The following is a 25,535-nucleotide window of genomic DNA, read 5'->3' on the forward strand; positions in this document are numbered from 1 at the left end:
CTAGGGCTAGCAGTTGTGGCCTTGCTAACGGGGATCCCTGCGGCCCATTCCGTGGGGGCGTTCGCCGGTGGACTGCTCATGGCGCTTGTGGTCGGTGCAGTCCTTGTGGCAATCGCCGAGACCCTAATCAGACCGATTCGGCATCGCTAACCGCAGGCGTGGCTCCCGGTCAGGTGCCAGGGGTTCCGCACGGGAGCGCCGAGGGTAATCGTCCACGTCCTGCCGGTCGCCGGTGAATCCTGGCGTCAGGTCATCCCCGCCCCACCGTGAACATCAGATTGCGGCGAGCATCGCGGCGAAATCGTCCTCGCTGACCACCTGCACCCCGAGGGACTCGGCCTTGACCAGCTTCGAGCCAGCTTTCTGCCCGGCCACCAACAGCCCGGTGGACTTGCTGACGCTGGATGCTGCCCGGCCGCCGTGGCGCTCGATCAGTTCGTTCACCTCGTTACGGGACAGCCCAGCCAGGGCTCCGACCATGCTGCCGGTCACGCACACCGCCAATCCGTCCAGTGCTCCTGAACCCAGTGCACCCGAACAACTTGCGCCAGTTGCAGTTTCGGGAACCGCCTCACCCATCCGCACACCGGCAGCGGCCAGACGTTGGATCACGTTGCGCATCCCTGGCTTCGCGAGTTGCCGGTAGATGCTGTCGGCCTTGGTCTGGCCCAGTCCGTCAACCGCCGACAGATCGCCGGGGCTCGCGTCCAGCAGGGCGTCCATCGACCCGAAGTGGGCGGCCATGCGCCGCGACATCGACCGGCCCGTACCGGCCAGGCCGAGCGCGGTCAGCACACGGGCGAACCCGGCATCCTTGGCCTTCTCGATCTGAGCGACGATTTTCGGCGCGTTCGCCGGCGCGACCCCGCCGTCAGCGATCAGAATGCTTGGCCGCAGGCCGACCTCGAAGATGCTGGCCAGGTCGATGAACGCCTCCGACTCCACCAGCCGGGTGATGGTCGCGACCGACAGACCTTCGATGTCCAGAGCGTCACGCGACACCGCGTACGTCAGCGCAGGGATCAGCCCGCACTCCCCCGACCGGCACAGCAACCGGGCACCGGAGTCGTCCACCGGGCCACCGCACTGCGGGCACACCGTCGGAATCTGGATGGGGGTTTGGGTGCCGTCGCGCAGCGCAACCAGCGGCGCTTCCAGACGCGGGATCACTTCCCCGGCGCGGCGCACCAGCACCGGGTCACCGATCAGGAACCCTTTGCGGGCAATGTCTTCCGGGTTGTGCAGCGTCGCGTACTCGACCCGTGTCCCGCCGCACTCGACCGGCTCGATCCGGGCTCGCGGTGCGATGACCCCGGTCCGCCCCACCGCCCACGTCACTTCCAGCAGCGTGCTGGTGACCTCCTGGGAGGGGTACTTGTAGGCGATCGCCCAACGAGGGGCACGCGGCCCGGCACCGGCCGCGGCCCGGTCGCTGGGTAGGTCGGCCTTGATGACCATGCCGTCGCAGGCCATCGTGAACACCGAGCCGCCACCTGGCGGCGGGCTGCCCGCTTCGATCTCGCTGATGGCGTCGCGCAGGTCGCATTGGCTGTGCGAGCCAGTCACCGATGCGGCAGTGGCGAACCCGGCGTCCGCCAGGTCAACCATCAGGTCAACGTGGCTCGCGTCCGGCAGGCCGACCACGTCGTAGGCGTAAAACCGCAGCGGCAGTCGGTAGTCGCGGGTGGCTGCCCCGGCGACGGCTCCGGCGGCACCGTTGCGCGGGTTGGTGAACGGCCGGTCGCCCCGTAGCTCTCGGGCCGCGTTGGCGGCCTGGAAGTCTTCGTGGGTGAATACGACCTCGCCGCGGACCTCGAACTGGAAGAAGGCAGCGCCCGAAGCGTCGCGGAACTGGACCGGCGAGTCGCCCGCGACCCCGGGCAGGTTGGTGATGTCGGCCAGTGCCGGTGTGGCGTCTTCGCCGGTGATGCCGTCACCGCGTTTGAGCATCGCGACCGGGCGGCCGTTGACGTAACGGATCGCCGTCGCCAGACCGTCCAGCTTCGGCTCGACAGCAAGCCGAATGTCACTGACGGGCTTACCGATTCGCTTAGCCAGGCCGTCAACCCATGCTTGGAACTCCTCGACCGAGTAGACGTTGTCCAGCGACAGCATCGGGCGGCTGTGCGCCAGTGTTGACTCAGCCTGGTTCAGCCCGGCACCTGCGGCGACCTGGGTCGAGATCGGGTCGGTGATTTCCGGGTGCTGCGCTTCAAACCGGGCGGCGTCCGCCATCAGCCGGTCGTACTGCTCGTCCGACATGACGACGTCGCCGCCGCCGTAGTACGCGGCTGCCGCGTTCTGCAGTGCTTCGCGCGTCATCTGGTAGCCGGCCACTGCCTCATCGGTGGTTGTCATACCTGCACGGTGCGACGGGCTCAGCCCCGCTTGGCTGCGAACACGGCGTCTTCGGTCCAGTCGCCGACGTGCTGCCCGCGCACCTGCATTGCCAGCAGCTCGTGCTCGGGCTCATACCCATAGTCGCCCCAGGTCGCCAGCATCATTCCGCCGCTGGTGGCTTGGTGGTTGTCCAGGAACTGGAGCTCAGGACCTTGGTTCTTGGTCACCTTGCAGACAGCCAGGGCCGCCGCCAACGTCTCGGTAGTCGCCGCGAAACCACCGCGCGCCGCGACCGCAGCCCTGGCTGCCCCCTCGAAGATCCGCTCGACCGCCTGGAACTGCTGGGTGGCGCCTGCCTCAGCTACTAGCTAGCTCGCCGGCTATCCCGGTTGCGAAACGTTTGGCTGCTCAAGCTTGTCTAAAGCTTCGCAACCGGGAACTGCGGCCGCGCTCGGATCAAGTCCGGGTCACGTCAACCAATATGACTACCAGAGTGACGACAGCTAAAAGCGTCGCGGCAAGCAACACGTTCCTTCGGGTAGCGCTGGTGGTTTTCGCGAACAGTCCGTAGGCAAGAACCGATGCGAATAGAACGCCCATCAGCGAGATCGTGAAATTGATCACAGCTGATCCACCAACCAGCTTGCTCCGACCCCCAGAGCACCGCATCCGACTGTGGCGCCCAAGGAGAGACCGCCCGTCTCCGGTGCCGCTGCAAACGCGATGGAGTCGCAGGTAAAGGTGACGCTGAAACCAACAGCCCATGAGAGTGCGTCGTCCCCAAGCTGACTCCAATCTGGGGAGTGTCCGAAATTCGGTGTTTCTGGCCCACTTGATTTAGTACTTCTCTGCGGTGGGCCAGCGGCCTTCGAAGACGGTCGCGAACGCGTTGAGCGCTGGCTTCCATCGCATGGTCCATCGTGCCTGACCGCGCCCGGTCGGGTCCAGTGAACGAGTCACCAGGTACAGGCACTTCAGGGCGGCTTGCTCGTTGGGGAAGTGTCCCCGGGCGCGAACAGCCCGCCGGTACCGGGCGTTCAAAGACTCAATCGCGTTGGTGGAGAACAACACTCGCCGCACTTCCAGGTGGTAGTCCAGGAACGGGGTGAACTCCTCCCACGCGTTGTCCCACAGCCGGATCAGCGCCGGGTACCGATCACCCCACGCCGCGGCGAACGTGTCGAACTCCGCCCGTGCTGCGGTCGCCGACGGGGCGGTGTACACCAGCTTGAGTTGCTTGGCGATCTGGTCCCAGTACTTGCGGGAGGTGAGCCGGAAGGAGTTGCGCAGCAGATGGATCACGCAGGTCTGCACGATCACGTCCGGCCAGGTGGTCTCCACGACCTCCGGTAGGCCTTTGAGCCCGTCACAGACCACGAACATCGTGTCGGTCACGCCACGGTTCTTCAGCTCGGTCAGCACCGACAGCCAGTACTTGGCTCCTTCGCCGTCGCCGGGGGTCCCGGCCCACAAGCCGAGCACGTCCTTGCAGCCATCGACGGTGACCCCGATCGCGGCGTAGAACGGGCGGTTGGCGACTTGCCCGTCGCGGACCTTGACCACGATCGCGTCGATGAAGATCGCCGCGTACACCGCCTCCAACGGCCGCGCCAACCACTGATCCATCTCCTCGCTGACCCGGTCGGTGATCCGGCTGATGGTGTCCTTGGACACCGACGCACCGTAGATCTCCTCCAAGTGGGCGCTGATCTCCCCGGTGGTCAACCCTTTGGCGGTCAGCGACAACACCAACGCGTCCAACGAGCCCAGCTTGCGTTGGTGCTTAGCCACGATCACCGGTTCGAAGGTCCCCGCCCGGTCCCGCGGGACCGGGATGGCGACCTTGCCGACGTTGTCGGTCATGACCGTCTTGGTCCGGAAACCATTACGAACATTACGGATTGGGCCATCCCGCCCGTCCATCACATCGCCGTCGAGCACCTGGTCGCTGCCCTGGTCCCCGTCACGACCAACGTCGCCGTCATCACCGCCCGCGTCGGCGGTTGGCTCGTGTTTGCCGCGGCCCAGGTGCTCGGTCATCTCCTCCTCGAGGGAGACCTCCAGCACCATCTTGGTCAGTTCCTTCAACAACCCCGTCGGCCCGGTCAGCTCCTCGCCACCGGCACGCGCCTGACGCACCAGATCGGCGATGACCTCCCGGCGAGCCTGTTCAAGGACCGAGGCCTTCGGCCGCCGGTCAGCCGGCACCTTTCGGCCCCGCGAACCCGTCGCATCCGGTTGCTTCACCGTGCTGTCGTTCATGTCCTGCAGTGTCATACCCAACTACTCCGATCCCGCCCCAACCAAAGGGGCGTGTCACGGACCAGAAACACCGACTTTGCGACAGTCCCGCCGACGCCACCCGCCGAAGGCTCATCGGTGGATCGAGGTTCATAGGCCGAGGTTGGTCGCGGCGTTGTCGTTCCAGGCGCTTTCGACGCGCACGTAGGTGCCGACGGAGGCTAGGGACCGGTGGCGGGTTTGACGGGCGATGGCTCGGTCGGTCGCGCCGCGTAGGTGGGCGTGGGTGACGAACCCGGCCCGCAGGGAGTGGGCGGAGTACCCATCAGGGTTGTGCCCGGTCCGGGTAATGGCTTGTTGGACGAGGGTGTTGATCGATTCTGGGTTAAGCCGCCCGGGTCGTGCCCGGTTGCCTTTGGTGACCCCGCGGAACACCGGACCGTCGGTGATGCCGGCCAGGTCCAGCCAGGTGGTCAGGGCGGTGACGGGGCACCGTGCGGGGTTGCTGCTGCGGGGCAGGACGACGAGTTCGGCGGGTCCGTGCTGGTTGGTTTTGGACCGAGGCAGCGAGATCACCATGCCGAGTTCGTGGTCGTCGAGGTCGGTCACGTTCATGGCGGACAGTTCGCTGCGTCGTAGCGCGGCGACGAATCCGACCAGCAGCAGCGCCCGGTCCCGGGCGCCGGCGAGATCGGGTTCATCGGCCCGTTTCGGGTCTTTGAATACGCGGGTGGTTGGGCAGGCATCGAGGGCGTCGATGAGTAGCGGTAGCAGCAGGGGCCGGGACTGGGAGGCGTCGTGGCCTTTGTCGCGGCGGATCCCGTCCCAGACCAGCATCACCCTCGGCAGGGTGGTGGGGTCCACCATTCCCCGCATCCGGTGCACGTACCGGATTGAGGACAGCCGCCGGGAGATGGTGCCGAGCTTGGCGCCGGAGTCGGCCAGCATCGTGAGGTAGCCGGTGAGGGCGGCGGGATCGGCCGGGGCCGGTTGCGAGCCGCGGGCTTGGCACCAGGAGGTGAATTCCTGCCAGTCGGCGGCGTATCCGCGCAGCGTGTTCGGGGCTCGGTGTTGTTGGGCGTAGTACACCTCCCGTTGGTTCAGCCCGCCGAGGGTGGTGTCGGGGGGAGGGGTTTGCGCCGGTTTGGCGGGGTGCTGGTCAGGCACGGAACTTCTCCAGCAGTTCGGTCAGCTGGGCGGTGACCCCTTCGGCCAGGGTGTAGTTCTTCGGGGCGACGCCGTGTTTGTGGCGCACGATCAGCCCGGCCCGTAGCAGCGTCTGTAGGTGGGCTTCGATGGTGCCCAGGTCTAGGGCGGCGCACAGTTCGGGTTCGGTGCGGGGCCCGTCGCGCAGCAGGATCAGTATCCGCAGACGTTGCGGGCTGCTAAGGGCCTTGAACACTAGCCCCATCGCGTCGAGATTCCCCCGTGCGGCAGCCGCCAGCGATGTGCCCTGGTCGGGTGACGTGCTCTGAATCATTGGGGGTGGCCGTGGCTCGAACCGGGCAGTGGCTCTGGCCACCGATCGGGCGGTGTTGGCGCACCCCACGGCCCAGGCACCGAACCCGCGAACTCAGCCTTGGTGAAGGTGGCCAGACCTCGTTTGAACTTGGCGCCGTCAAAGGTCGTCTCGCCGCCGGTGAACTTGGCGCCGTTGAAGGTGACCTGGCCGTCGACAAAACTCGCCTTACCGAAATAGAGCGACCCGGCATTGATCGAGGCCTGGTTGAAACTGACCTTTCCACTGAAGTTCGCGGAGTCGAAGTTGACCCGGCTACCTTCAAAAGCTGCGTTAGTGAAGGACATGATCTGATTGGAAATCGTCGCCTTGGTGAAGGTGACCAGACCTCCTTTGAACTTGGCCCCATTGAAAAAGAGCTTGCCACCGGTCAGCTTTGCGGAACCGAAGTGCACTGTGCTACCAGTGAAGCCGGCGCCGCTGAAGGTGGTCTCGCCGCCGGTGAACCCGGCGTTCTTGAAGCTGACGTAGCCGCCGGTGAACCCGGCGTTCTTGAAGCTGACGTAGCCGCCGGCGAACCCGGCGCAATCGAAACTGACTGTGCCGCCGCTGAACCGCACGTTGTCAAAGGTGACTTTGCCTGCGGTGAACTGGGCGCCATGGAAAGAGTAGTCGCCGTCGAAGTGGCTGCCGGTGAAGTCCAGGTCGAGCGTCGACCAGCTCGGTAGGTCTCCGCGTGTGTCGTCGGGTTGGAGGCGGTTGGTGATGGTGCGCACGATGGTCTGGCGGATCTCGGTGTCAGCCTGCTTCTTGACCTCGGAGTCGCCGTAGTCGCGGCGGGTGCGCACGTACCCGCACAGGACGTCGACGCAGACCTGGGCTTCGTGCTGGTTGTTTTGGCGGAGCCAGTCGTCGGCGAGGGTGGCCATGGCGTAGACGCCGGCGAGGCGGACCGGGTCGGCGTCGTGGCCGAGTTGCTCGGCGGCGGTGGTGAACCGGTCCCGTAGGTAGGACACGTCTTCCCGTTCGGCGCGGCGCAGGTCCAGGGCGTACGCCTGGGCGTTGATCTCCTGGACTTTGGCGCCGACCTTCTGCGCCTCGGCGCTGGTGTTCTGCGCCTCGGCGCTGATCTTCTGCGCCTCGGCGTTCAGCGCGACGGTGCGTTCGGTGGAGTGCTGCCTGCGGATCCCCAGAACGATCGCCACTGCGGCACCGATGAGTGCGGTGCCGGTCGCGGAGGCCTTGGCCACGTTGACGACGTCCGGGGGTGTGGCGGCGCCCCATGGCCACCAATAGTGAAGGTCGGTATAGAGGCAGCTAGCCAAGTAACACCCGACAAGGAACACGACAATCACCGCGATCACGGTCCAGACAACCAGGACCAGCAAGCCATCTTCGTTCAGCTGGTGCCAGTCCGGGGTAATTGGCCGCCGCGGTCGCTTGTCGGACTCAGCCGTTGTGCTCATTTCCGCACTCTATGGCTGTTGCCGCGCAGCGATGCTGGCGGGCGCGCCATATCACCTGGGATTCATTCCATAATCCCAGGTGATAGATGAACTCTTCGGATCAGTCTGCAAGGTCCCAGGAGGAGGCGCGGCGTCCTCATTGATCAGCCCCGTGCAGACCGATGAGCCTCCGGCTGCCCTGTAGCTGCGCTGCGCCTGCTGAGATCTCCGGTGAATGCAACCTCGTTGCGACGATGTTTGCTCGGCAGCGGCTACCAGCGACGTCAGTTTGAGTAGCCGACGTCGGTTTTGAACCATGCGGAAGTTTTCCAGGTAGTGCCGGTGAAGGTGTCGCAGGTCAGAGAGGACCCATCAGCGACGGCTCGGCAGTAGGAGATCGTGCCGTCGCGGTTGGCGACCCATCCTCGCAGCCAGGCGTAGCCCCAGTCCCCGGGCGTGCTGGTGTACGACTTCCAACCAGCGCTGGTGAGGACATTGCAGACCAGGTAAGGGTGCTGACTATCTCCGGCCCGGCCGCATTCGGCCGGCCCGGCAGCGGTGGGTAGGAAGGTCCGGTTGCCATCGCCGTAGCCGACGTCGGTTTTGAACCATGCGGAAGTTTTCCAGGTAGTGCCGGTGAAGGTGTCGCAGGTCAGAGAGGACCCATCAGCGACGGCTCGGCAGTAGGAGATCGTGCCGTCGCGGTTGGCGACCCATCCTCGCAGCCAGGCGTAGCCCCAGTCCCCGGGCGTGCTGGTGTACGACTTCCAACCAGCGCTGGTGAGGACATTGCAGACCAGGTAAGGGTGCTGACTATCTCCGGCCCGGCCGCATTCGGCCGGCCCGGCAGCGGTGGGCAACGTGGTCCTTTCGCCCCACTCCTCGTTGGTGTAGGTGTACGCCTGGTTCGGGGAGACCTGAATCGCCTGTAAGTCTTCGTGGTGGTCGGCCTGGGGTCGACTGGCGGGGTTGGTGCTGTCGCTCTCCGCGTGTTGTGACTCGTGAATCGCCTGACCCCCGGTGGGGTGTCATGCCTGGGATCTGTCCATCGGGCGGTGGGTGCCGGCGCCGACCCTGGCCCACGACGATGGCTTGATCAGAAGCATGTCCACCACGGGGATTGCCGTCCTCGGGGTGTGGCTCATTACAGGCCTGCCTCGTCGTGAGAGCTTGTCAAGTTTTCTGTGTAAGGAATCGGTTTCTCGTTGTTGGTGTTTTGGGGTTTACAGGTGGGGGTTGATGCGGTCGGGGTAGAAGACCGCGAGTTGTGCGAGGGCTTGTTTCCAGTTGGTGACGACTTGTCCTTCGACGAGGCGCCCGGGGGCTTTGCGTGTGGCTGCGGGTCGTCCTTTCTCTTTGGCGCGTTCGCGGGCTCGTTTGTCTTCGATGTTGCAGATCGCTAGCCACAGCAGCTTGATGACGGCGTCGTCGGAGGGGAAGTGGCCACGGTTCTTGGTGACCTTGCGCAACTGGAAGTTCAACGACTCGATGCTGTTGGTCGTGTAGATCACCCTGCGTAGTTCGGGTGGGAACCCCAGGAACGGGATGAACCGGTCCCACGCGGCGTACCACGTCTTCCACGCGTGTGGGTATTTGATGCCCCACTCGGAGTCAGCGAAGTCATCCAGCGCCGCTCTGCTGGTCTTCTCATCGACCGCGGTGTACACCGGTCGCAGTGCAGCGGCGACCTTCTTGCGGTCCTGGTAGCCCACGAACCGCATCGCGGCCCGGATCAGGTGCACCACGCAGGTTTGCACGGTCGCGGCCGGCCAGGTCGCTTCGATCGCATCGGGCAGGCCGGTCAGCCCGTCGCAGCACACGATCAGCACGTCGCGCACGCCGCGGTTGGCCAGGTCCGCGCAGACCCCGGCCCAGAACTTCGCGCCTTCGGTTTGCTGCAGCCAGATCCCCAAGACGTGCTTGATGCCGTCCATGTCGACCCCGACCGCGATGTGCGCGGCCTTGTTGATCACGTGCCCGCCGTCGCGGACCTTGACCACGATCGCGTCCAGGTAGATCACCGGGTACAACGCGTCCAACGGGCGCGCCTGCCAGGCCAGGACTTCCTCGGTCACGGCGTCGGTGATGTTGCTGATCGTCTCGTGGGACAGTTGCGTGCCCAGCGTGGCTTCGAGGTGGTCGGCGATATCGCGGACCGTCATCCCGCCGGCGTACAGGCTGATGATCATGTCATCCAACCCGCCCAAGCGCCGCGAGCCCTTGGGCACCAGCCGCGGGGTGAACGTCCCGTCCCGGTCCCGTGGCACCGCCAGATCCACATCCCCGGCCTGCGTCGCGAGCGTCTTGGGGCTCGAGCCGTTGCGGGAGTTGGGGAACTGGTCGGCGTCCGGGTCGCCCTTGGCGTAGCCGAGGTGATCGGTCAACTCCACGGCCAGACCCCGTTCCAGGCTGGCCTTGATCAGCTCGGTGACGAACCCGCCATCCCCGGTCAGTTCCAGCTGCCCGTCATCGATCTTGGCGAATAGCCCGTCCAACGCCCCGGACTCGGCCAGCTCGCTGACCGCGGCCCGCGCCGGGGACGCAGCCCGGATCGCGCGCCGGGCAGCCAACCGGCTCTCACCCTTCACGGACGGGGCATCGTTCACTTCAGCCTCAACAGTTTCATTGGTCACAGACGACATCGTGTCGCTCATAACGGTCCTTTCTCAGGACCGACTCCTTACACAGACCATTGGACACGCTCCGTCGTGACTTCTCTCCCGGGCTGACGCCGGCAACGACGTCCACCCCGTTCGAGAGAGGAACATCGCCTTGACCAGTTTGCACACCACCGTCGCCGACTTCTACCGCTACGTCGTCGGTGTCGACACCCATGCAGCAACGCACAGCTACGCGATCGTTGCGGCCAACGGTGCCGCCATTGATCACGCCACCTTCCCCACGACCCGGGCCGGTCTTGGTCGTGCCCGGGACTGGATCGCCCGCCGCAGCGAGGGCGACGTCGATGGCGTCCTGATCTCGGCCGAGGGGACCGGCTCCTACGGCGCGGTCTTGGCCGAGGTGCTCAGCCAAGCCGGCTACCGAGTCGTGGAGGCCCCCACCCCACGCCGCGATCGCGGTCGAGGCAAAACCGATGCCCTCGATGCCATGCTGGCCGCCCGCTCGACACTGGTGATGCCGTTGCGGCGGCTACGCGACCGCCGCGCCGGCGAAACTTACACCGCGTTGCGGGTGCTGACCGTCGCACGTGAGCACCTCAACATCGACCGGCTCCGGTGCATCAACGCACTGACGGCGTTGCTGCGTACTCACGACCTGGGCATCGATACCCGCACGGCGATGACTTCCGCTCAGTTCACCCTGGTCGCCGGATGGCGTCACCGCGACGAACCATTGGGGATCGCCACGGCACGGGCGGAGGCGGTGCGCCTGGCCAAGAAGATCATGACGCTCAACCAGGAATTGGCGAACAATCGTGCCGCAATCACGAGCCTGGTCACCGCCCAAGCCCCCGAACTGCTGCACTTACACGGCGTTGGTGCAATCACCGCCGCCGTCGTGCTGACGGTGTGGTCCCACCCCGGCCGGATCCGCACCGAAGCCGCCTTCGCCCAGATCGCCGGGACCGCACCCATCCCCGCGTCCTCAGGCAACACGATCCGCCACCGACTCAGCCGCGGCGGCGACCGCCAGCTCAACCGCAGCTTGAACACCATCGTGCTCACCCGGATGCGAACCGACCCAGACACTCGCGCGTACATCCAGCGGCGACAAGCAGAAGGCAAGACCACCAAAGAAATCCGACGGTGCCTCAAACGCTACGTGGCGCGGCAGATCTTCCGGACTCTCGCAGCCGCCCATCCGGCGAACACGACAGCAACGCAAGCCGCTTGACACGACATAGAAGCATCCCGAGTTTCGTAGAGGCTTGGTTAGTTGGATTCGGCCTCGGTGAGGACCGGGTTCTGAGGGTAGTGCTTCGCGGGCTGGGATGCCCAGTGGTTGGCTTCGAACTCGGCGGGCGGGACGAGCCCGATCTCGCCGTGCAGGCGCCTGTGGTTGAACCAATCGACGTACTCGGCGACGGCGATCTCGATGTCGCCGACGTTCTTCCAGCCGCCGCTGGGCCGCATGACCGGGTTGCGGATGCACTCGGCCTTGAACAGCGAGTTCAGTGCCTCTGCCATGGCGTTGTCATAGCTGTCTCCCTTGGACCCGACCGATGCGACGGCCTCGGCTTCAGCGAGCCGCTGGGTGTAGCGAACCGCTCGATACTGGGCGGATTCAACCAGTCGTCGCAACACCGGGTTGTTGGGTCGACTGTAGCTGTTCGGCGAACACTTCGGCTGGCGTCTTCCAGCCGAGTGCTTTCCGGGGCCGGTTGTTGAGCGTAAAGGCCACGGCGGCGAGGTCGTCAGCGCTCCAACGGGACAGGTCGGTGCCCTTCGGGAAGTACTGCCGCAGCAGCCCGTTCGTGTTCTCGTTCGTCGGGCGTTGCCACGGCGAGTGCGGGTCGGCGAAGAACACCTTCGTCCCTGTGTCGAGGGCGAGCTGGGCGTGCTCGGAGAGCTCTTTCCCGCGGTCCCAGGTGAGGGTCTTACGCAGTTGCTGCGGCAGCGTGGTCAGCGACGCGACCAACGCGACGTTCATCGCGACGGCGCCGTAGCCGCTGAGCGCGGGTCCGTGCTTGGTGCGCGGCTGCTCGCCGTAGCCTTCCAGTCTGGGTAGGTGCACCAGCAGCGTGGAGCGGCTCGACCGTTCAACGAGCGTGCCGATCGCCGAGCGGTTCGTCCCGATGATCAGATCGCCTTCCCAATGCCCGGGAACCGCACGATCCGCAGCCTCGGCAGGGCGCTCGGAGATCACCACGTCCGCGGTGACATGCGCCTGGGGCTTGTTCTGTGATCGGGCACGGGGCTTGCGCAGCGCCCGTCCGGTCCGCAGTGCAGCGACGAGCTCTCGTTTGAGGGCTCCGCGGCCCTCGATGAACAGCGACTGGTAGATCGCTTCGTGGCTGATGCGCATGCTCTCATCATCGGGGAACTCGACCTCGAGCCGTTTGGAGATCTGCTGCGGACTCCACGCCGTCGACCACTTCCGGTCCTGCCGGTGCGGCTTGTTCCGTCCTTGCCACGCCACCACAGGCGGACCGTTCACCGCCGTACCGCCAGGCAGCCGCATCCCGCCATCGAGTCGCTCCTGCACGTACTCGCGCAGCCGGTGGTTCGTCGCAAGCTTCGCCGGCTTCGGCCGGCGGGCCATCAGCTCGGCCTTCCACTGCGCGACCGATGCCCGGTACTCCAACTTGCCGCCCCGCGTGGCCGCGTTCCGCCGCAACTCTCGCGAGATCGTCCCAGGGTCACGGCCAAGGCGGCGTGCGATCTCTCGCACCCCATGCCTTTGCTCACGCAGCAGCATGATCTCCTCCCGCTCAGCGAACGAGAGATACCGGCCGCCGGGCTCGGTCAGCGTGATCGTAGGCATGCCGCCACCCTGCCGGAACCACCGTGCACCGACGGCGGCCGACACACCGACCACCACCGCGGCATCCTCGGATGAGAGCCCGCCCGCGACCTCCCTCCAGAACGCACGCTCGACGCTACGTCGCGTCTTCGGCGCGCCCGGTGAGACCATCGCCGAACGTCCCGTCAACTCCCTCAACCAGCCTGCTGGACGTCCCATCAACACTCCGTAGCTCAGGGTGTTGCGACGACCGGTTGAATCCGCCCACCGCAGCACGGTGTGGCGGGAGGTGACTCGCGGGCGAGATCCCCGTGATGGGTCCTACCGGGCACCTCAAGCCGCTGGGTCCGCCCGCGTTCGGCGTCGTCGTCCGCGGGCGTCCCGGCTCGCGGCGGGCACTGACCTTCGGCTCGAGGTGCTGCGGTTGCTGCAGGACCGGTTGTCCCCGGAGCAGATCAGCGCTGAGCTTCGTGTCCGGTTCCCGGGCCGGGACGATATGCAGGTGAGTCACGAAACGATCTACCAAGCGCTGTACGTGCAGGGCAAAGGCTCGCTACGCCAAGAACTCCTCGGGGAGAAAGCGTTACGCACCGGGCGGACCCGGCGCCGGGCCCGTTCCAACCTGCCCCCACGGGCCAGTAACCGCTCCTGGATCGGGGACGAGGCGATGATCACCCAGCGCCCCGCCGAGGTCGAGGATCGTGCCGTGCCTGGGCATTGGGAAGGGGACCTGGTGATCGGCACCGACGGATCCAGCGCGTTGATCACCCTGGTGGAACGGATGACCCGCTACGTGCTGGTCCGCCGGCTGCCGCTGACCCACGACTCAGCCACGGTGTCCGAGCAGCTGATCGCGATGATGCGTGACCTGCCGGCATCGCTGCGGCAAACGGTGACCTGGGACCAAGGCGTGGAAATGGCCCGGCACGCACAGTTCACCCTCGCCACGAACTGCCAGGTGTTCTTCTGCGATCCGCACTCGCCCTGGCAACGCGGGACCAATGAGAACACCAACGGACTGATCCGCGACTTCTACCCCAAGTCCACCAACTTCGCCGACATCACCGACGAGCAGATCGCCGACATGCAGCGGTTGTTGAACATCCGTCCCCGCAAGACCCTCGGCTGGGCCAAACCAGCCAATATGCTCAACGAACTACTCACCGTTGCAGCCACCACTTGAATCCGCCACCGCTCCCAGGTGCGCACTGGTGCCGCGCCCCAGATCATGGCCACCCTGCGTAACACCGCGATCAGCATCCTGCGCCTGGCCAGATGGGACAACATCGCCGCCGGGCTACGACATCACGCCCGCAACCCCGATCAAGCCATCACACACGTCCTGACCAGGTGAAACACGACTTTTCCGGGACCCTGGGCAGTCGCCGTCGTCGGCGCGACCATAAAGGCGCCAGTAATCGCGAGGAGCGCGACGGCGGCAACGGAGATCATGCGAATAACGCGGTAAAACCCAACCAGCACTAAGTGCTCCACATCTGTGCCAACGCTGACAGCATCCGCTGTGGGGCTGACTCTATTGGGCCGGTTGTCGCGACCGCATCAGTTTGCGGGAGGCTGAGAATCGTGCAACAAGCAAGGTTGCCATGGTTTCTAAATGACGACACTTGATAGCGCCGGACGAGCCAACTGCGCACGCCAACCCGCCTCGCACGTGAATCTTCGCACCTGGCCAGCCACCGTGGCCCTCCATGTCAACGCCTTCGCATCCTTGCTGACCAATGGGTGTCGCGGCCTGTCTATAGGCCGCCGGAAGCAGCGCTGTGACCCCGCAATCAAAGCGTTCACTCCCACGTCATTGCACCTCCCGGACAGCCAGGCTTGGCAACCCGTCGACGACCTGCATGGTCTTCAAGCTGACCGTCACGATGCGGCCGAGCAGGTCGATGATGTACCGCGGGTCGTCCACTTCGCGTGACCAGTCGTTCGGGTCGTTGACGATGCCGGACGGCTTATCGGTCTTCACCTGATAACGGTCGATGATCCACTCGATCGCCGAGCGCGACCCCAGCATGTACCTGTGGGCGCCCTCGGGGACTCCGGACAGGGTGATCCGGTCGTTGTAGACGATGGTCGAACGGTCCGCGATCTGCTTGTTGGTTTCGGGGTCACGGGTCTTGGCGAACGCCATCTTCTGGATCCGGTAAAAGTCGAACGGGTCTGCGCCAGTTGGCGGCTCAGCGTCGATCCCGGCCAGCGGGTACACGTCCACTTCCTCGTACCCGAGGTGCAGCTCCATCAGAGCCCGACCTGCTTCGACGTACGGTGCGGCGTCCTCGACCAGCGGTATCCGCGGCAGCATCTTCTTCAAGTCGGCGGCGTACGTTGCGCGGTAATCAGGTGAGTGCAACAAGCCATATACGTAGTGGAAGACATCGTCCTTGGTGAACGAATCGCCATACGCCGCAACGAACTTGGCCAGCGCCTCGTCGGTGATGTTGTCGATCCGGCGGTAGCCGTCGATGATCTCGCCGTTGCCCGTGCTGGTGTCGATGCCCAGGGTGCCGTCGTCGGCGTCAATTTTCTCGTAGCGCCAGCGGGCGAAGAATTGACCGCTGTACGAGAAGAAGGACAGGTCGGGGATGTCATGTAAAGCCAGAAGCCCTGACTCCACCTCCGCGCGAGGAGCCACCACCATGAACCCGAGCCCGGCTTTTCGTCCCGCGAAGTAGCTAGGGGTGCTACCCATCTCATCGACTAGCCCGCTATCGCAGTAGATCAGCTCCTTCGTGAATGGCCTATAGCCCCCCACCTGTACCGCCTCGATGTCTACGGCGAGCGGACGATCCTGCTCGTGACGGGTACGAAGTTTGCGGGACCAACTCAAGTCCGCTGGGCTGGACGCAACGGAGGAAGAACTCAGCCCAGCGTTGAAAGCCCTGATCGTATGCTCCACATTTCGGATGAGACTCCTTTGGCCGAAGTTCCACACCCAGGCATCTCGTTTGGTCTTGACGCCTGCTGCGTACGAGCCGAAAACCGTCGGGCGGGAGACCTTGTCGCCGATCGGCATAAACCGCCCGAAGTCGTCTCGGCGCTGGTTGATCCAGTCACCGAACTCGTTCGGAATGACCTCGACGGCAGAGAGTTCGACCACGGAGCCTGCGTCCGCCACGGCTGCCAGCTTGGCCTCTCGGGTTAGGTAGTCGCCGACGTCGGTGTAGTGAATACGAGCCACGCCGGAACGTTCGGGGTCGCGCACCAGCACGGTCACCGCGACGGTCGCCCGCGAGCCAGCAGAGAAGACACCACCGCCTTCCCTTTGGCGCTGATCTCCGGCGGTTCGAGCGTTGCCGCGCAGGTTGTAGACGTAGATGTCGCTGAACTCGGTGCCGAGCGTTTTGCGCATGCCGTCGGCGGTGTTGGAGTCGATCCATCCCCCGTTGGTGACGAACGCGATGACGCCGCGGTCGCCCAGTCGCAGCGTGGCCCACCGGAATGCCCGGATGTAGCTGTCGTACAGCGAGTTCTTGTTGGTGGCAGTAGACAAAGCGGCGTAGGTGTCGCGGATGGAGGCGTCCAGGCCGGGGTAAGACTCGTTGGCGTTGTCGTCGTTGGCGGAGTCCTGCCCGGATGAGTAGGGCGGGTTGCCGATGATGACGGTGATCGGCAGGGCGCGTTGTTTGACGATGCGGTCGTTGTTGGTGACGAACACGCTCTCATCGAGGGTGTCGCCGTCCTCATAGGACTGGAACGTGTCAGTGAGCACCAGGCCCGGGAACGGTTCGTACTCGACGTCATCCGGCACCTGCGCTGTCTCGCGGCGGGCGTCCAGATACGCCGACTCGATGTTGACCGCGGCGATGTAGTACGCCAGCAACAACAACTCGTTGGCGTGAATCTCGTTGCGATACTTACGGATCAGGTCTTCACGTTCGATCAAGCCCAGTTGCAGCAGCCGCACGATGAACGTTCCGGTGCCGGTGAACCCGTCCAGGATGTGCACGCCCTCAGAAGTCAGGCCCTGATCGAAGTGCTCGCGCAGCAAATCATCAGCCGAGCGCAGAATGAAGTCGACGATCTCGATGGGGGTGTAGACCATGCCGTTCTTGTCGACCATCTTCTTGAAGGCTTTGGCGAAGAAGTTGTCGTACAGCTCCACCAGGATGCGCTGCCGGCCCTCGGTGTTGTCGATGTCGTCCAGGCGCAACGCCACCGACTCGTAGAACTGCTCCAGGCTCGCGGTTTCGGTGTCCAGGGCGTGCTCGTCAAGAACGGCCAGCATCCGCTCCATGATCTGCGCGACCGGGTTGGACTTGGCGAAGTCGTAGCTACCGAACAGTGACTGGAAGATGGGGCGGGTGATGAGGTGCTGCGCCAGCATCTCGATCGCGTCGTCACGGGTGATGCTGTCGTTGAGGTTGCCGCGCAATCCTTCGAGGAAGTCATCGAACTGTGCTGCAGCCGTGTTTGATTCAGCCGTGTTCGACTCATCACCCAGCAGGCCGGTGAGGCGTTCAATCAGTTGCTGGGCGATGACGGCGACGTCACCGGCCCAGTTCTCCCAGTATTTGCGGTCGCCGACCTTCTGCACGATCTTGGCGTAGATCGCATCCCGCCATTCACCGAAGTCCAGGTCCAACCCTTCCTGGGTGGCGGACCCGTCGGTGGTGTTGCCGTCCTTGTCGATGCCGCCGAACCCGATCCGGGGGGAGGTCTTCTTCTTGTTCAGGTCGATCTTGTTGATCTCGGCGTTGAACCGGTCATCATGCGACCGCAGCGCGTTCAGCACCTGCCAGATCACCGAGTACCGCTTGTTATCCGCCAACGCCTTCTCGGGGGCCTCCCCGGCCGGGACGGCCACCGGCAAGATGATGTAGCCGTAGTCCTTGCCCGGTGCCCGGCGCATCACCCGACCCACCGACTGCACGATGTCCACCTCGGAGCCGCGCGGCGTCAGGAACATCACCGCATCCAGGGCTGGCACGTCGACCCCTTCGGACAGGCACCGGGCGTTGGTCAGCACCCGGCAGACCCCCTCGGTCGCAGGGGCCTTCAACCATTCCAAGCGCTCGTTGCGCTCCAGCGCGTTGAACGTGCCATCGATGTGCTCGCACTCGACCCGCAGGTCACGCGACGGTTCGTCGCCGGCGTAACCCCGGCTAGTCGAGCCGTCAGCAGACTCCTCGAAGTCATCCTCGAAGTCGTCATCCTCGGCGGTGCGGCGTTCGATGGTTTCGATGTGGCGTTCCACCACGGCCGGGAACGCCGACGCGATCGCCTTGCTGGTCTTGATGTTGGGCAGGAACGCCACCGCACGCTGCATCGGTGCCAGCGGCTCGGTCGGCATCGTGTCGAAGTGCTTGGCCAGGCCGTTCCAGCAGCCGATGATCTTGGCGGCGTCGGACAACTGGATCTCACCGTCTTCGGCGAGCTCGCTCTGGAAGTTGCCCGAGACGTACCGTTCGTCCACGGTCAGGATCAGCACCCGGTAGTCGGTCAGCAGGTTCTTGCTGACCGCTTCACCGAACCCGAGCCGGTGCAGCTCCGGCCCGAACAGTGCCTCATCGTCCATCGAGGCCAGCACGGCATCTTTGAGTTTCGCCTTGCCCTTGGAGGCTTCCCCGAATATCCGCGGCGTCGCCGTCATGTAGAGCCGCTTAGAAGCGGGCAGGAACGTGTTGTCGTGGACCTTCACGAACGCTGACTCATCCACCCCGGCCAACGTGACACCGGTGGTGCGGTGCGCTTCGTCGCACACGATCAGGTCGAACCCGCCCAGCTCGCTGGCCTTGATCGCCTCGGAGACCACCTGGATCGACTGGTAGGTGGAGAACACCACCGTCATCCGGTCCGGCTCAGTCGCAGCGTCCTGCAACCGGGAAGACACCAGGTCGACGTTGGTGGTGGCCGGCAGCGGCATGTCCACTGACGAAATGTCCTCGGTGCTGGCGGTCGCCTTGGACGCTTTGGGGTCCGAGCACACCCCGAGCATCCGCAGCGGCACCTGCGCGTTGTTCGCCCACGCCGGGACCGTCTGCGACAGCAGCGAAATCGACGGCACCAAGAACAACACCCGCCCGCCAGCACCGACAAGCTCCTCCGCCAGGCGCAGCGAGGTGTACGTCTTGCCGGTGCCGCACGCCATGATGAGCTTGCCCCGGTCGTGCTCCTCGAACCCGGCCAGCACGTCGTCGATCGCTTTGCGCTGATAGGGACGGACCGTGTTCTTACCCAGGGTCGGCATCGTCTCCGGGGTGGAGATCTCATACGCCGACCAGTCAACGCTGGAACTGGCCAACTCGGCCATCCCGATCCGGGTCACCGGGATGGTCTGGTTGTGCATCACCGCTTCGGCGTTCGATCCCCAGTCGGCACCGGTCGACACGATGATCCGCCGCGTGAACTGCGCCGTCCCGGAGGCCGCCAGGAACCCATCCAGGTCAGCCTTGGAGACGTGGTGATTCTGCGCGTAGAACTTGCACTGGATCGCCACGTTCCCACCGGTCAGGCGGTCCACTGCAACCAGGTCGATCCCGGTATCGACCTTCCCGTCCCGGCCAGGCCAGTCCTTCCACCGCCACACCTCGGTGAACTGGTCGGCGTACGTCGGGTCCGTCCGCAGGAACGTCACCATCAACCGCTCAAACCGGTCACCCTTGTCGTACTCCGACGTCGCTGACGCCCGGATCTGATCCAGAACGTCATAGATGGTGACGGCGGTTGCTGCAGGCGACGGTGACGGCATGGGCGTCATCATGTCGCACCCTGGCCCGGACCGTGCCGGCTAGGGCGGGACAAGTTCGAACGCAGCGACCACGCCTCCACGTCCGGCCTGAGCGCTGCGAGATGGACGGGCGCTGGCGTCAGCGGGCAGACGTCGCACCGTGACCGTATGAGTAGGAACCGCCGCAACTCCGGCAACTGGGACGTAGCTTCCGTCATCCTGGTCGCCATTCTGGCGCTCGGGGCCATCAACGCGTTGAAGTCGCACGTTGGCAACGTCATCGCGACCCCGAGCGCCTCGTCGGTGCCGTCAGTGACTACGCCCGACGCCAAGGCGATGCTGGCGAAGCTGAACGCGTTGAAGACGCTTTCCAGCGAACCGAACACTCCCGGCTACCAGCGTGGATGCCGAACCGGTCAGGCGTGCAGCTTCGGCGCCGCCTGGAGCGACAACACCAGCGCCCCGGACGGGCATAACGGGTGTGGCACCCGTGACGACGTGCTGCGCGAACAGATGTCGGACGTGAAGCTCAAATCCGGCAGGCGGTGCATCGTGGTCGCAGGCACATTGAACGACCCGTACACGGGCAAGACGATCCATTTCGCCAAAGCCGACGCCTCCGCGGTGCAGATCGACCACATCGCGCCGCTGGCGTACGTGTGGCGGCTGGGCGCCAACACCTGGACCCAGGCTCAGCGCAATGCCTACGCCAACGACACCGCCACGGTGCTGTTGGCCGTCGACGGCCCAGCAAATGAAGCCAAAGGCGACTCCGGCCCCTCGCAGTGGATGCCCGCCAACAAGGCGTTCGCCTGCACCTATGCCACGAAGTTCACCGCGGTCCTGGTCAAGTACCAACTGCCCGTTCCGCTCGCCGATAAGGCGGCACTCACTCGCGCGTTCGCCACCTGCTGACGCCACCCAGAGAATAAGGACGTAGACACCATGCCCTCCGACACCACCGAGCCGGAAACCACCGACGTACTCGTCGTCGCGACGGTCACCGTGCGCCTCCAATGCGGCGACAACCCAATCCGGACCGAGGTCGCGGTCGACATTCCCGACCCCCGCGTCACCGACTTGGCGCTGACGACCGTGCCACGGGCACTGCGCAACGCCGCCGAGGCCGCCGATAGACACGTCCCACCCGTCATTACTCTGCCGACGGAACTCACCGATCACTTCGACGAGGACGCGTAGCCGTGGCCGACTTCTTCGACCTCAAACCCATGACCGACCGGACGTGGATCGGCCAGCACGGCAAACGCCCCAGCCAGTTCCGGGCGACGTGGGCCGACACCAAGGCCCTGCTGAAAACGGAGATCTCTCACATCACCAAGCGCGAAGCTGGCCGCCCGATCATCGAGGTCGACATCGACGCGGCCGACTTCCGGTTGGATGGTGATCTGCGGGCCCGCGCGAACTTCCGATCGGGCGCGGTCGCTCTGTACGTCGAGGCCAAGAGTGGCCCGCTGGTCTTCCGGGCAGACCGCCTGTTCAACCCGTACTACTCGGGTCCAAAAGACTGGCAGCAGAACGTTCGAGCGATCGCCAAGACCCTCGAAGCCCTGCGTGCCGTGGACCGCTACGGCGTGACCGGCTCCGGCGAGCAGTACGCCGGGTTCAAGCAGATCGAGGCCAGAGGCGCCTCGGTGATGGACCGTCCCACCGCAATCCAGGTTCTGGTCAACGCCTCCGGCACGGCCGTCACCCAGACTCCCTCCGGCGCTGAACTGATCAAGCTGCACCGGGCGGCGCGGCGCAACACTCACCCCGATATCAACAACGGCGTCCGGGCGCAGTGGGATCTGGTCGAAGAAGCCGCCGCGTTTCTCGGGCTGCGCGAGTAGGCGACACTGCTGCGTCGCAGGCGGTTTCGTGACGTAAGCGTACTCGCGGTGCGAAGGCTGGTGACGGAACAAGCGCAGCGCCTCTGCGTCGCACCGTGGAGGCATGAGAGTTATCGCCGTAACTCCCCGACACACCGGGGTCGCTGTTTCCACCTCTGACGGAGCCGCGTACTACAAGTTCGGGATCCGAGACTCTGGTAGTCCGTTCGTCTACCAGGTGTCCGGGCGCACGTTGCCCTCGATCCCTCTCGACCTGCAGGCCGATCACTTGGTGATCGCCGGCAAGCACTACCAGTTGGCGCCCCGTCACCGTGGCGTTCCCCGGCTAATCCCAGCGGGCTAATGGACCAGCACGAGAAGCGCGTACTTGCCGCCGCGTCCGTCGTGGTGGCCTGCCTGTCGCTGTTCGTCACCGCATTGGCCGCTACCTGCATCGACCCAGGGACCGGCTGGCCGGTCAACCCGTGGGCATGGTTCGTTGCGCCGCTGGTGCTGGCCAACGCAGGGCTCGCGGGCTGGTTCGGCATCTTGCAGGCAGAACCACGCGAAACTGCCTCTCCCCCGCCGGGTTGGCACGGACGCTTCTGCCGCGCGCAGGGGCACCGATTCGTGCTCGGGACTTTGACTATTGTCCGCTCGGACGGCACCAGGGCTGCTGTGCGCAGTGTCAGATGCCAACGATGCGGGGTCGAGCTCGACGACTAGACAGATCTACCGTCGCACCGTGACGGCATGACAACCCTCACCGACATCTCCTACTCGGCTGCCGGCATCTTGGACGGCAAGCACGACAGCATCCGGGCACTGGTGGCCCTGTCGGTTGCTGCGGGCGGCCCGAACGCTGCGCTGGTGCAGCGGTTGCGCAACAGTTTCGCCGCCGAGGTGGTGCGCGAGGCGTCCTTGAAACCGGGCCCGCTCGCTCAGCGGCTGTCACGGGTCGACGTGGACGCCGTGCTCGACGCCGCGGATGCCGTCGGTGCTCGCTTCATCCCTGGCGACCGGCTGCTCCAACTGGCCGACCTACCCGTCCCGCCGATCGGCCTGTGGGTTCGTGGCCGCACCGACCTGCCCATGAGCGGCTTCGTCGACGCGGTAGCGGTCGTCGGCTCCCGCGCCTGCACGGCCGGCGGTAGGGAAACCGCGCACCGTTTCGCCTTCGACCTGGCCCGGGCGGGCCGCCGGGTTGTCTCCGGCGCCGCGTACGGCATCGACGCCGCGGCGCACCGTGGAGCCATCGACGCGGGCGGCGTCACGGTCGCAGTTCTGCCATCCGGCGTGGACCGGCCCTACCCGGTGGCCTATGCCCCGCTGATCGAACGCATCGCCACCGACGGTCTGGTCATCTCCGAGTACGCCCCCGGCGCTGCGCCGGCCCGCCAGTCGTTCCTGGATCGCAACCGGATCATCGGCGCCCTGTCCGGCTCGATGCTGGTGGTCGAAGCAAGCCACCGGTCCGGATCCCTGAACGCTGCCCGCCAGGCCCGCGAAATCGGCCGACCGATCTTCGCGGTGCCAGGTCCGGTCAGTAGCGACCAGTCGACCGGAACCAACAACCTGCTCTCGCAAGGGCTCGCCGCTGCCGTCACGGACGCCGGAGATCTGCCGTGAGCCCGAATCCCGCTGTGCTGCGGGTGATCGTCGGGTCGCAGGCTTACGGCGTCGCGACCGATCAGTCCGACACCGACATCATCGCGATTACCGTGGACTCACCCCAGCACCTAATCGGCCTGGGCAGCCGCACCAAAGCCACCGTGCAGCGGGACGCCGGTCACGGCGAGCGGTCACGGGCCGGCGACACCGAGACCACCACGTATCGGTTGCGGCACTTCGTCCAACTGGCCAGCCAGGGCAATCCGCACCTGTTGGACCCCCTGTTCGCCGCACCCGACATGGTGCTCGAAGTCACCGATCTCGGCCGGCAACTGCGCCAGATGCGGCACGCGTTCCTGTCGGTGCGCACCGTCCACCGGTGCCTCGGGTACGCCGAAAGCCAGAAGCAGCTTCTACTGGGGCGCGGCACCCGTCAGTCTCGAATGCCGAAGCGCCGCGAGCTGATCGAGATGCACGGCTACGACACCAAATACGCCGGACACATTCTGCGGTTGGGGATCCAAGCCCACGAGGTCGCCACCACCGGCGACCTGCAGTTGCCGATGTATGCCGGCGACCGCGACCTGGTCCGCGCCGTGCGGGCCGGGCAGGTGGCACTGTCCGGGGTCCTGTCGCGCTTCGACGCCTACGCCGACGCCACCCGGAAGGTACTGAACTCCGGGCGCTGCGCCGTACCGGAACGCCCCGACATCGCGTCAGTCGATCGTTGGCTGATCGACGCCCACCGGGACTGCTGGGGATGGGGATGAGCGCTGGCTCCTTCCCCAGGCTCAGCCCACGAAGTTGAAATGGTAGGACTCGCCGGCGGTGCCGTACCGGAACGGATTGACGAACCCGTAGCGTCCGCCGTTGATGCGCAACCAGCGGTTGCCGGCGCCTCCCCAGCCGAACTCCTCACCGCGACAGTCGGTCTCGCGGAAGTCAATCGCCACTGCCATTCCATGATTGGACGTGCCCGGCACGGCTTCACGCGGGGCACCGAACACGCGGAACCAGTACCGCTGCTCGGCGACCGGACGGTAGGTCAGGTCGATCAGGGCATAGTGACCGAACTGCTTCTTGTATGCCGCTTCGAGCGAGTTCAGTTGCTGGTTGGCGTAGCAGTTCAGGTATCGCTGGGTGTTCTTGGTGTAGCCGTAACCAACGCTGCCCGGGCTGTTGAACTGCTTGTTCACCGGGCACAGGGTTGACGTCGACAACCGGCCGTTGACAGTTCGGAAACGGGTCGACTGCGACTCGATCACACCCCTGTTGATGTACCCGCCGGGGACCTTGATCCAACTGCCGTTGACCAGAGTGCCGCTGACGAACGAGTGCGATCCGCGATGACCGACGACACGGGCTGTGGTGGACGGCGCCGACCGGACATTTGCCGACCGATCACCTGCTACCCAGCCGCGAATGCTGGTCCCGGCGTTCGCCGGTGCGACCTGGGCGACGGACAGGGCTGCTACTGCGACAGCAGCGCTAGTCACAGTCTTCTTGACGATGTTCATTCGTGCTCCTCATGGCGGACGTGCCGATGGCACGCCCGGTCGTTGTTTGCCGCGGCCGCGCAGGGTCGCGTTGCCGTCGTACGAACGGTGCGACGATCAGAAGGCCGAATCCCTTCGTCGCACCGTGAGGGCAACTCCGGCGGATCACGGGCAGCGCAAGTTCGAGGTCGCGCCGGAGTCCCCACGTCGAAGCAGCAACCCGGAGACCCGTTCTGCGCGCCGACTGGCGCAGGCGTCGCACCGTGCATGCGTGGAACTCGAACCGCTGGCGTGGCCGAGAGATTGCCCGCCGAACAGCCGCACCGGATTTGTCCTCATCCTCGGCGTGTTCGTCGCGGCGGCAGCCGATCTGGCCGCCCTCGCCGCTGTCGTCTTGGACGCTGGGTTTTGGCGAACGGTGGCCGTATACGTCGCAGCACCAACGACCCTGATCGTCCTCGTAACCCTTGGTCTGGTCGCGCTCACCGAGACTCGTCGACGTCGGCAACACCGCACACGACGTCGCACCGTCAGCGACGTGAACACCCACTCACCAGTTGAGTCGATGCCAGTGGTGCGCCATGGCTGAGGTCATCGACTTGCACCCGGCGCCCGATTGGGCCACCCCCACCACCGCCGTCGTGTCGGTGTTCGCACGCGACGGGCATCCAGTGCTGCTGACGCGGCACATCCTGTCCAGCGTCGGCGGCCAGGTGATCCTGAACAACGGTGCCCGGTTCGACTGCCAGCGCGGTATTGCGCCACGTCGCCAGGTCCGGTTCCCCGGCGGTGTCGCCACCGTTCGCCTGTTCCTGCCCGGCGACCCGCTCGCCGACATCGAACGCGCCAAAATCGAGCAGGCGATCAACTTCTCAGTGGCCGGTGCCGCAGCACTAGCCATCCACGCCGATCCCTCGAACGCCGCCGCCGCCGATGCTCTACGCGCAGGCGTGGAAGCCTGGGCCGGCTCAGCGTTGCGACCGGCCGCGCGATGAAGTCCACGTA

Annotated in this window: 23 protein-coding genes; 11 read left to right on the forward strand and 12 right to left on the reverse strand. The window is 65.4% G+C overall.

The features are described 5' to 3' along the window. Positions 1-273 precede the first annotated feature (273 nt). The 8 genes from ligA to DR843_RS08775 all read right to left on the reverse strand — a co-directional run bounded on the left by ligA (position 274) and on the right by DR843_RS08775 (position 10,037). Positions 274-2,358 (reverse strand): NAD-dependent DNA ligase LigA, encoded by a 2,085-nt coding sequence (gene ligA, locus DR843_RS08740; protein ID WP_109685037.1) that lies wholly within the window; start codon positions 2,356-2,358, stop codon positions 274-276. Positions 2,359-2,378: 20 nt separating this feature from the next. Next, positions 2,379-2,567 (reverse strand): hypothetical protein, encoded by a 189-nt coding sequence (locus DR843_RS08745; protein WP_146202525.1) that lies wholly within the window; start codon positions 2,565-2,567, stop codon positions 2,379-2,381. 610 nt (positions 2,568-3,177) lie between these two features. After that, a complete protein-coding gene (locus DR843_RS08750; protein ID WP_425451578.1) occupies positions 3,178-4,548 on the reverse strand; it encodes an IS256 family transposase in 1,371 nt (456 codons plus the stop codon). Positions 4,549-4,731: 183 nt separating this feature from the next. Continuing rightward, complete coding sequence (locus DR843_RS08755; protein ID WP_109685041.1) at positions 4,732-5,748, reverse strand: site-specific integrase; 1,017 nt, start codon at positions 5,746-5,748, stop codon at positions 4,732-4,734. Beyond that, positions 5,741-5,992 carry an ArsR/SmtB family transcription factor gene (locus tag DR843_RS08760; RefSeq protein ID WP_170119801.1) on the reverse strand — a complete coding sequence of 84 codons (252 nt, stop codon included), beginning with the start codon at positions 5,990-5,992 and terminating at the stop codon, positions 5,741-5,743. The genes DR843_RS08755 and DR843_RS08760 overlap by 8 nt, the downstream gene beginning before the upstream one ends. Positions 5,993-6,057: 65 nt before the next feature. Continuing rightward, positions 6,058-7,506 (reverse strand): pentapeptide repeat-containing protein, encoded by a 1,449-nt coding sequence (locus tag DR843_RS08765; RefSeq protein ID WP_146202526.1) that lies wholly within the window; start codon positions 7,504-7,506, stop codon positions 6,058-6,060. Positions 7,507-7,769: 263 nt separating this feature from the next. Continuing rightward, positions 7,770-8,345 carry a hypothetical protein gene (locus DR843_RS08770; RefSeq protein ID WP_109685048.1) on the reverse strand — a complete coding sequence of 192 codons (576 nt, stop codon included), beginning with the start codon at positions 8,343-8,345 and terminating at the stop codon, positions 7,770-7,772. Positions 8,346-8,708: 363 nt separating this feature from the next. Beyond that, positions 8,709-10,037: an IS256 family transposase gene (locus tag DR843_RS08775; RefSeq protein WP_245934222.1), complete on the reverse strand. Its 1,329-nt coding sequence runs from the start codon at positions 10,035-10,037 to the stop codon at positions 8,709-8,711. A 220-nt stretch (positions 10,038-10,257) separates the two neighbouring features. On the opposite strand from DR843_RS08775, the gene DR843_RS08780 reads away from it, so the two are divergent. Further along, on the forward strand, positions 10,258-11,340 hold the full coding sequence (locus DR843_RS08780) for an IS110 family RNA-guided transposase (RefSeq protein ID WP_109685050.1): 1,083 nt from the start codon (positions 10,258-10,260) through the stop codon (positions 11,338-11,340). A gap of 38 nt (positions 11,341-11,378) precedes the next feature. On the opposite strand, the gene DR843_RS08785 is transcribed toward DR843_RS08780, so the two are convergent. Then, positions 11,379-11,750, reverse strand: a complete 372-nt coding sequence (locus tag DR843_RS08785; protein ID WP_377822684.1) for an integrase core domain-containing protein — start codon at positions 11,748-11,750, stop codon at positions 11,379-11,381. Next, entirely contained in the window at positions 11,731-13,128 is a 1,398-nt protein-coding gene (locus DR843_RS08790) for an IS30 family transposase (protein WP_425451552.1), read from the reverse strand. The genes DR843_RS08785 and DR843_RS08790 overlap by 20 nt, the downstream gene beginning before the upstream one ends. Positions 13,129-13,186: 58 nt before the next feature. On the opposite strand from DR843_RS08790, the gene DR843_RS08795 reads away from it, so the two are divergent. Together DR843_RS08795 and DR843_RS20055 are read left to right on the forward strand one after the other, a co-directional pair. Next, on the forward strand, positions 13,187-14,092 hold the full coding sequence (locus DR843_RS08795; RefSeq protein WP_281268894.1) for an IS30 family transposase: 906 nt from the start codon (positions 13,187-13,189) through the stop codon (positions 14,090-14,092). Between the two features lie 18 nt (positions 14,093-14,110). Continuing rightward, the gene (locus tag DR843_RS20055) at positions 14,111-14,263 is read left to right on the forward strand and encodes a hypothetical protein (RefSeq protein ID WP_170119803.1); all 153 of its coding nucleotides are present in this window, start codon (positions 14,111-14,113) and stop codon (positions 14,261-14,263) included. A gap of 459 nt (positions 14,264-14,722) precedes the next feature. On the opposite strand, the gene DR843_RS08800 is transcribed toward DR843_RS20055, so the two are convergent. Beyond that, positions 14,723-19,615, reverse strand: coding sequence for a DEAD/DEAH box helicase (locus DR843_RS08800; protein WP_109685054.1), 4,893 nt, complete (start codon positions 19,613-19,615; stop codon positions 14,723-14,725). 147 nt (positions 19,616-19,762) lie between these two features. On the opposite strand from DR843_RS08800, the gene DR843_RS08805 reads away from it, so the two are divergent. The 6 genes from DR843_RS08805 to DR843_RS08835 all read left to right on the forward strand — a co-directional run bounded on the left by DR843_RS08805 (position 19,763) and on the right by DR843_RS08835 (position 23,804). Then, the gene (locus DR843_RS08805) at positions 19,763-20,509 is read left to right on the forward strand and encodes an HNH endonuclease family protein (protein ID WP_109685056.1); all 747 of its coding nucleotides are present in this window, start codon (positions 19,763-19,765) and stop codon (positions 20,507-20,509) included. Positions 20,510-20,539: 30 nt separating this feature from the next. Further along, the gene (locus DR843_RS08810; protein WP_109685057.1) at positions 20,540-20,794 is read left to right on the forward strand and encodes a hypothetical protein; all 255 of its coding nucleotides are present in this window, start codon (positions 20,540-20,542) and stop codon (positions 20,792-20,794) included. A 2-nt stretch (positions 20,795-20,796) separates the two neighbouring features. Then, positions 20,797-21,444 (forward strand): hypothetical protein, encoded by a 648-nt coding sequence (locus DR843_RS08815; RefSeq protein WP_109685059.1) that lies wholly within the window; start codon positions 20,797-20,799, stop codon positions 21,442-21,444. A gap of 103 nt (positions 21,445-21,547) precedes the next feature. Next, the gene (locus DR843_RS08820; protein ID WP_109685061.1) at positions 21,548-21,787 is read left to right on the forward strand and encodes a hypothetical protein; all 240 of its coding nucleotides are present in this window, start codon (positions 21,548-21,550) and stop codon (positions 21,785-21,787) included. Between the two features lie 389 nt (positions 21,788-22,176). Then, the gene (gene dprA / locus DR843_RS08830) at positions 22,177-23,052 is read left to right on the forward strand and encodes a DNA-processing protein DprA (RefSeq protein WP_109685065.1); all 876 of its coding nucleotides are present in this window, start codon (positions 22,177-22,179) and stop codon (positions 23,050-23,052) included. Continuing rightward, positions 23,049-23,804 carry a nucleotidyltransferase domain-containing protein gene (locus tag DR843_RS08835; protein WP_109685067.1) on the forward strand — a complete coding sequence of 252 codons (756 nt, stop codon included), beginning with the start codon at positions 23,049-23,051 and terminating at the stop codon, positions 23,802-23,804. Before dprA ends, DR843_RS08835 begins: the two co-directional genes overlap by 4 nt. A gap of 21 nt (positions 23,805-23,825) precedes the next feature. Here the strand turns inward: DR843_RS08835 and DR843_RS08840 are convergent, their stop codons facing one another. Then, the gene (locus tag DR843_RS08840) at positions 23,826-24,551 is read right to left on the reverse strand and encodes a M15 family metallopeptidase (RefSeq protein WP_109685069.1); all 726 of its coding nucleotides are present in this window, start codon (positions 24,549-24,551) and stop codon (positions 23,826-23,828) included. A gap of 250 nt (positions 24,552-24,801) precedes the next feature. Between DR843_RS08840 and DR843_RS08845 the strand changes: the two genes are divergently transcribed. After that, positions 24,802-25,119, forward strand: a complete 318-nt coding sequence (locus DR843_RS08845; protein WP_109685071.1) for a hypothetical protein — start codon at positions 24,802-24,804, stop codon at positions 25,117-25,119. After that, positions 25,112-25,525, forward strand: a complete 414-nt coding sequence (locus tag DR843_RS08850) for a hypothetical protein (protein WP_109685073.1) — start codon at positions 25,112-25,114, stop codon at positions 25,523-25,525. Before DR843_RS08845 ends, DR843_RS08850 begins: the two co-directional genes overlap by 8 nt. The last annotated feature ends 10 nt before the right edge of the window (positions 25,526-25,535 follow it).

The sequence above is a fragment of the Branchiibius hedensis genome, from assembly GCF_900108585.1.
Taxonomy (GTDB): domain Bacteria; phylum Actinomycetota; class Actinomycetes; order Actinomycetales; family Dermatophilaceae; genus Branchiibius; species Branchiibius hedensis.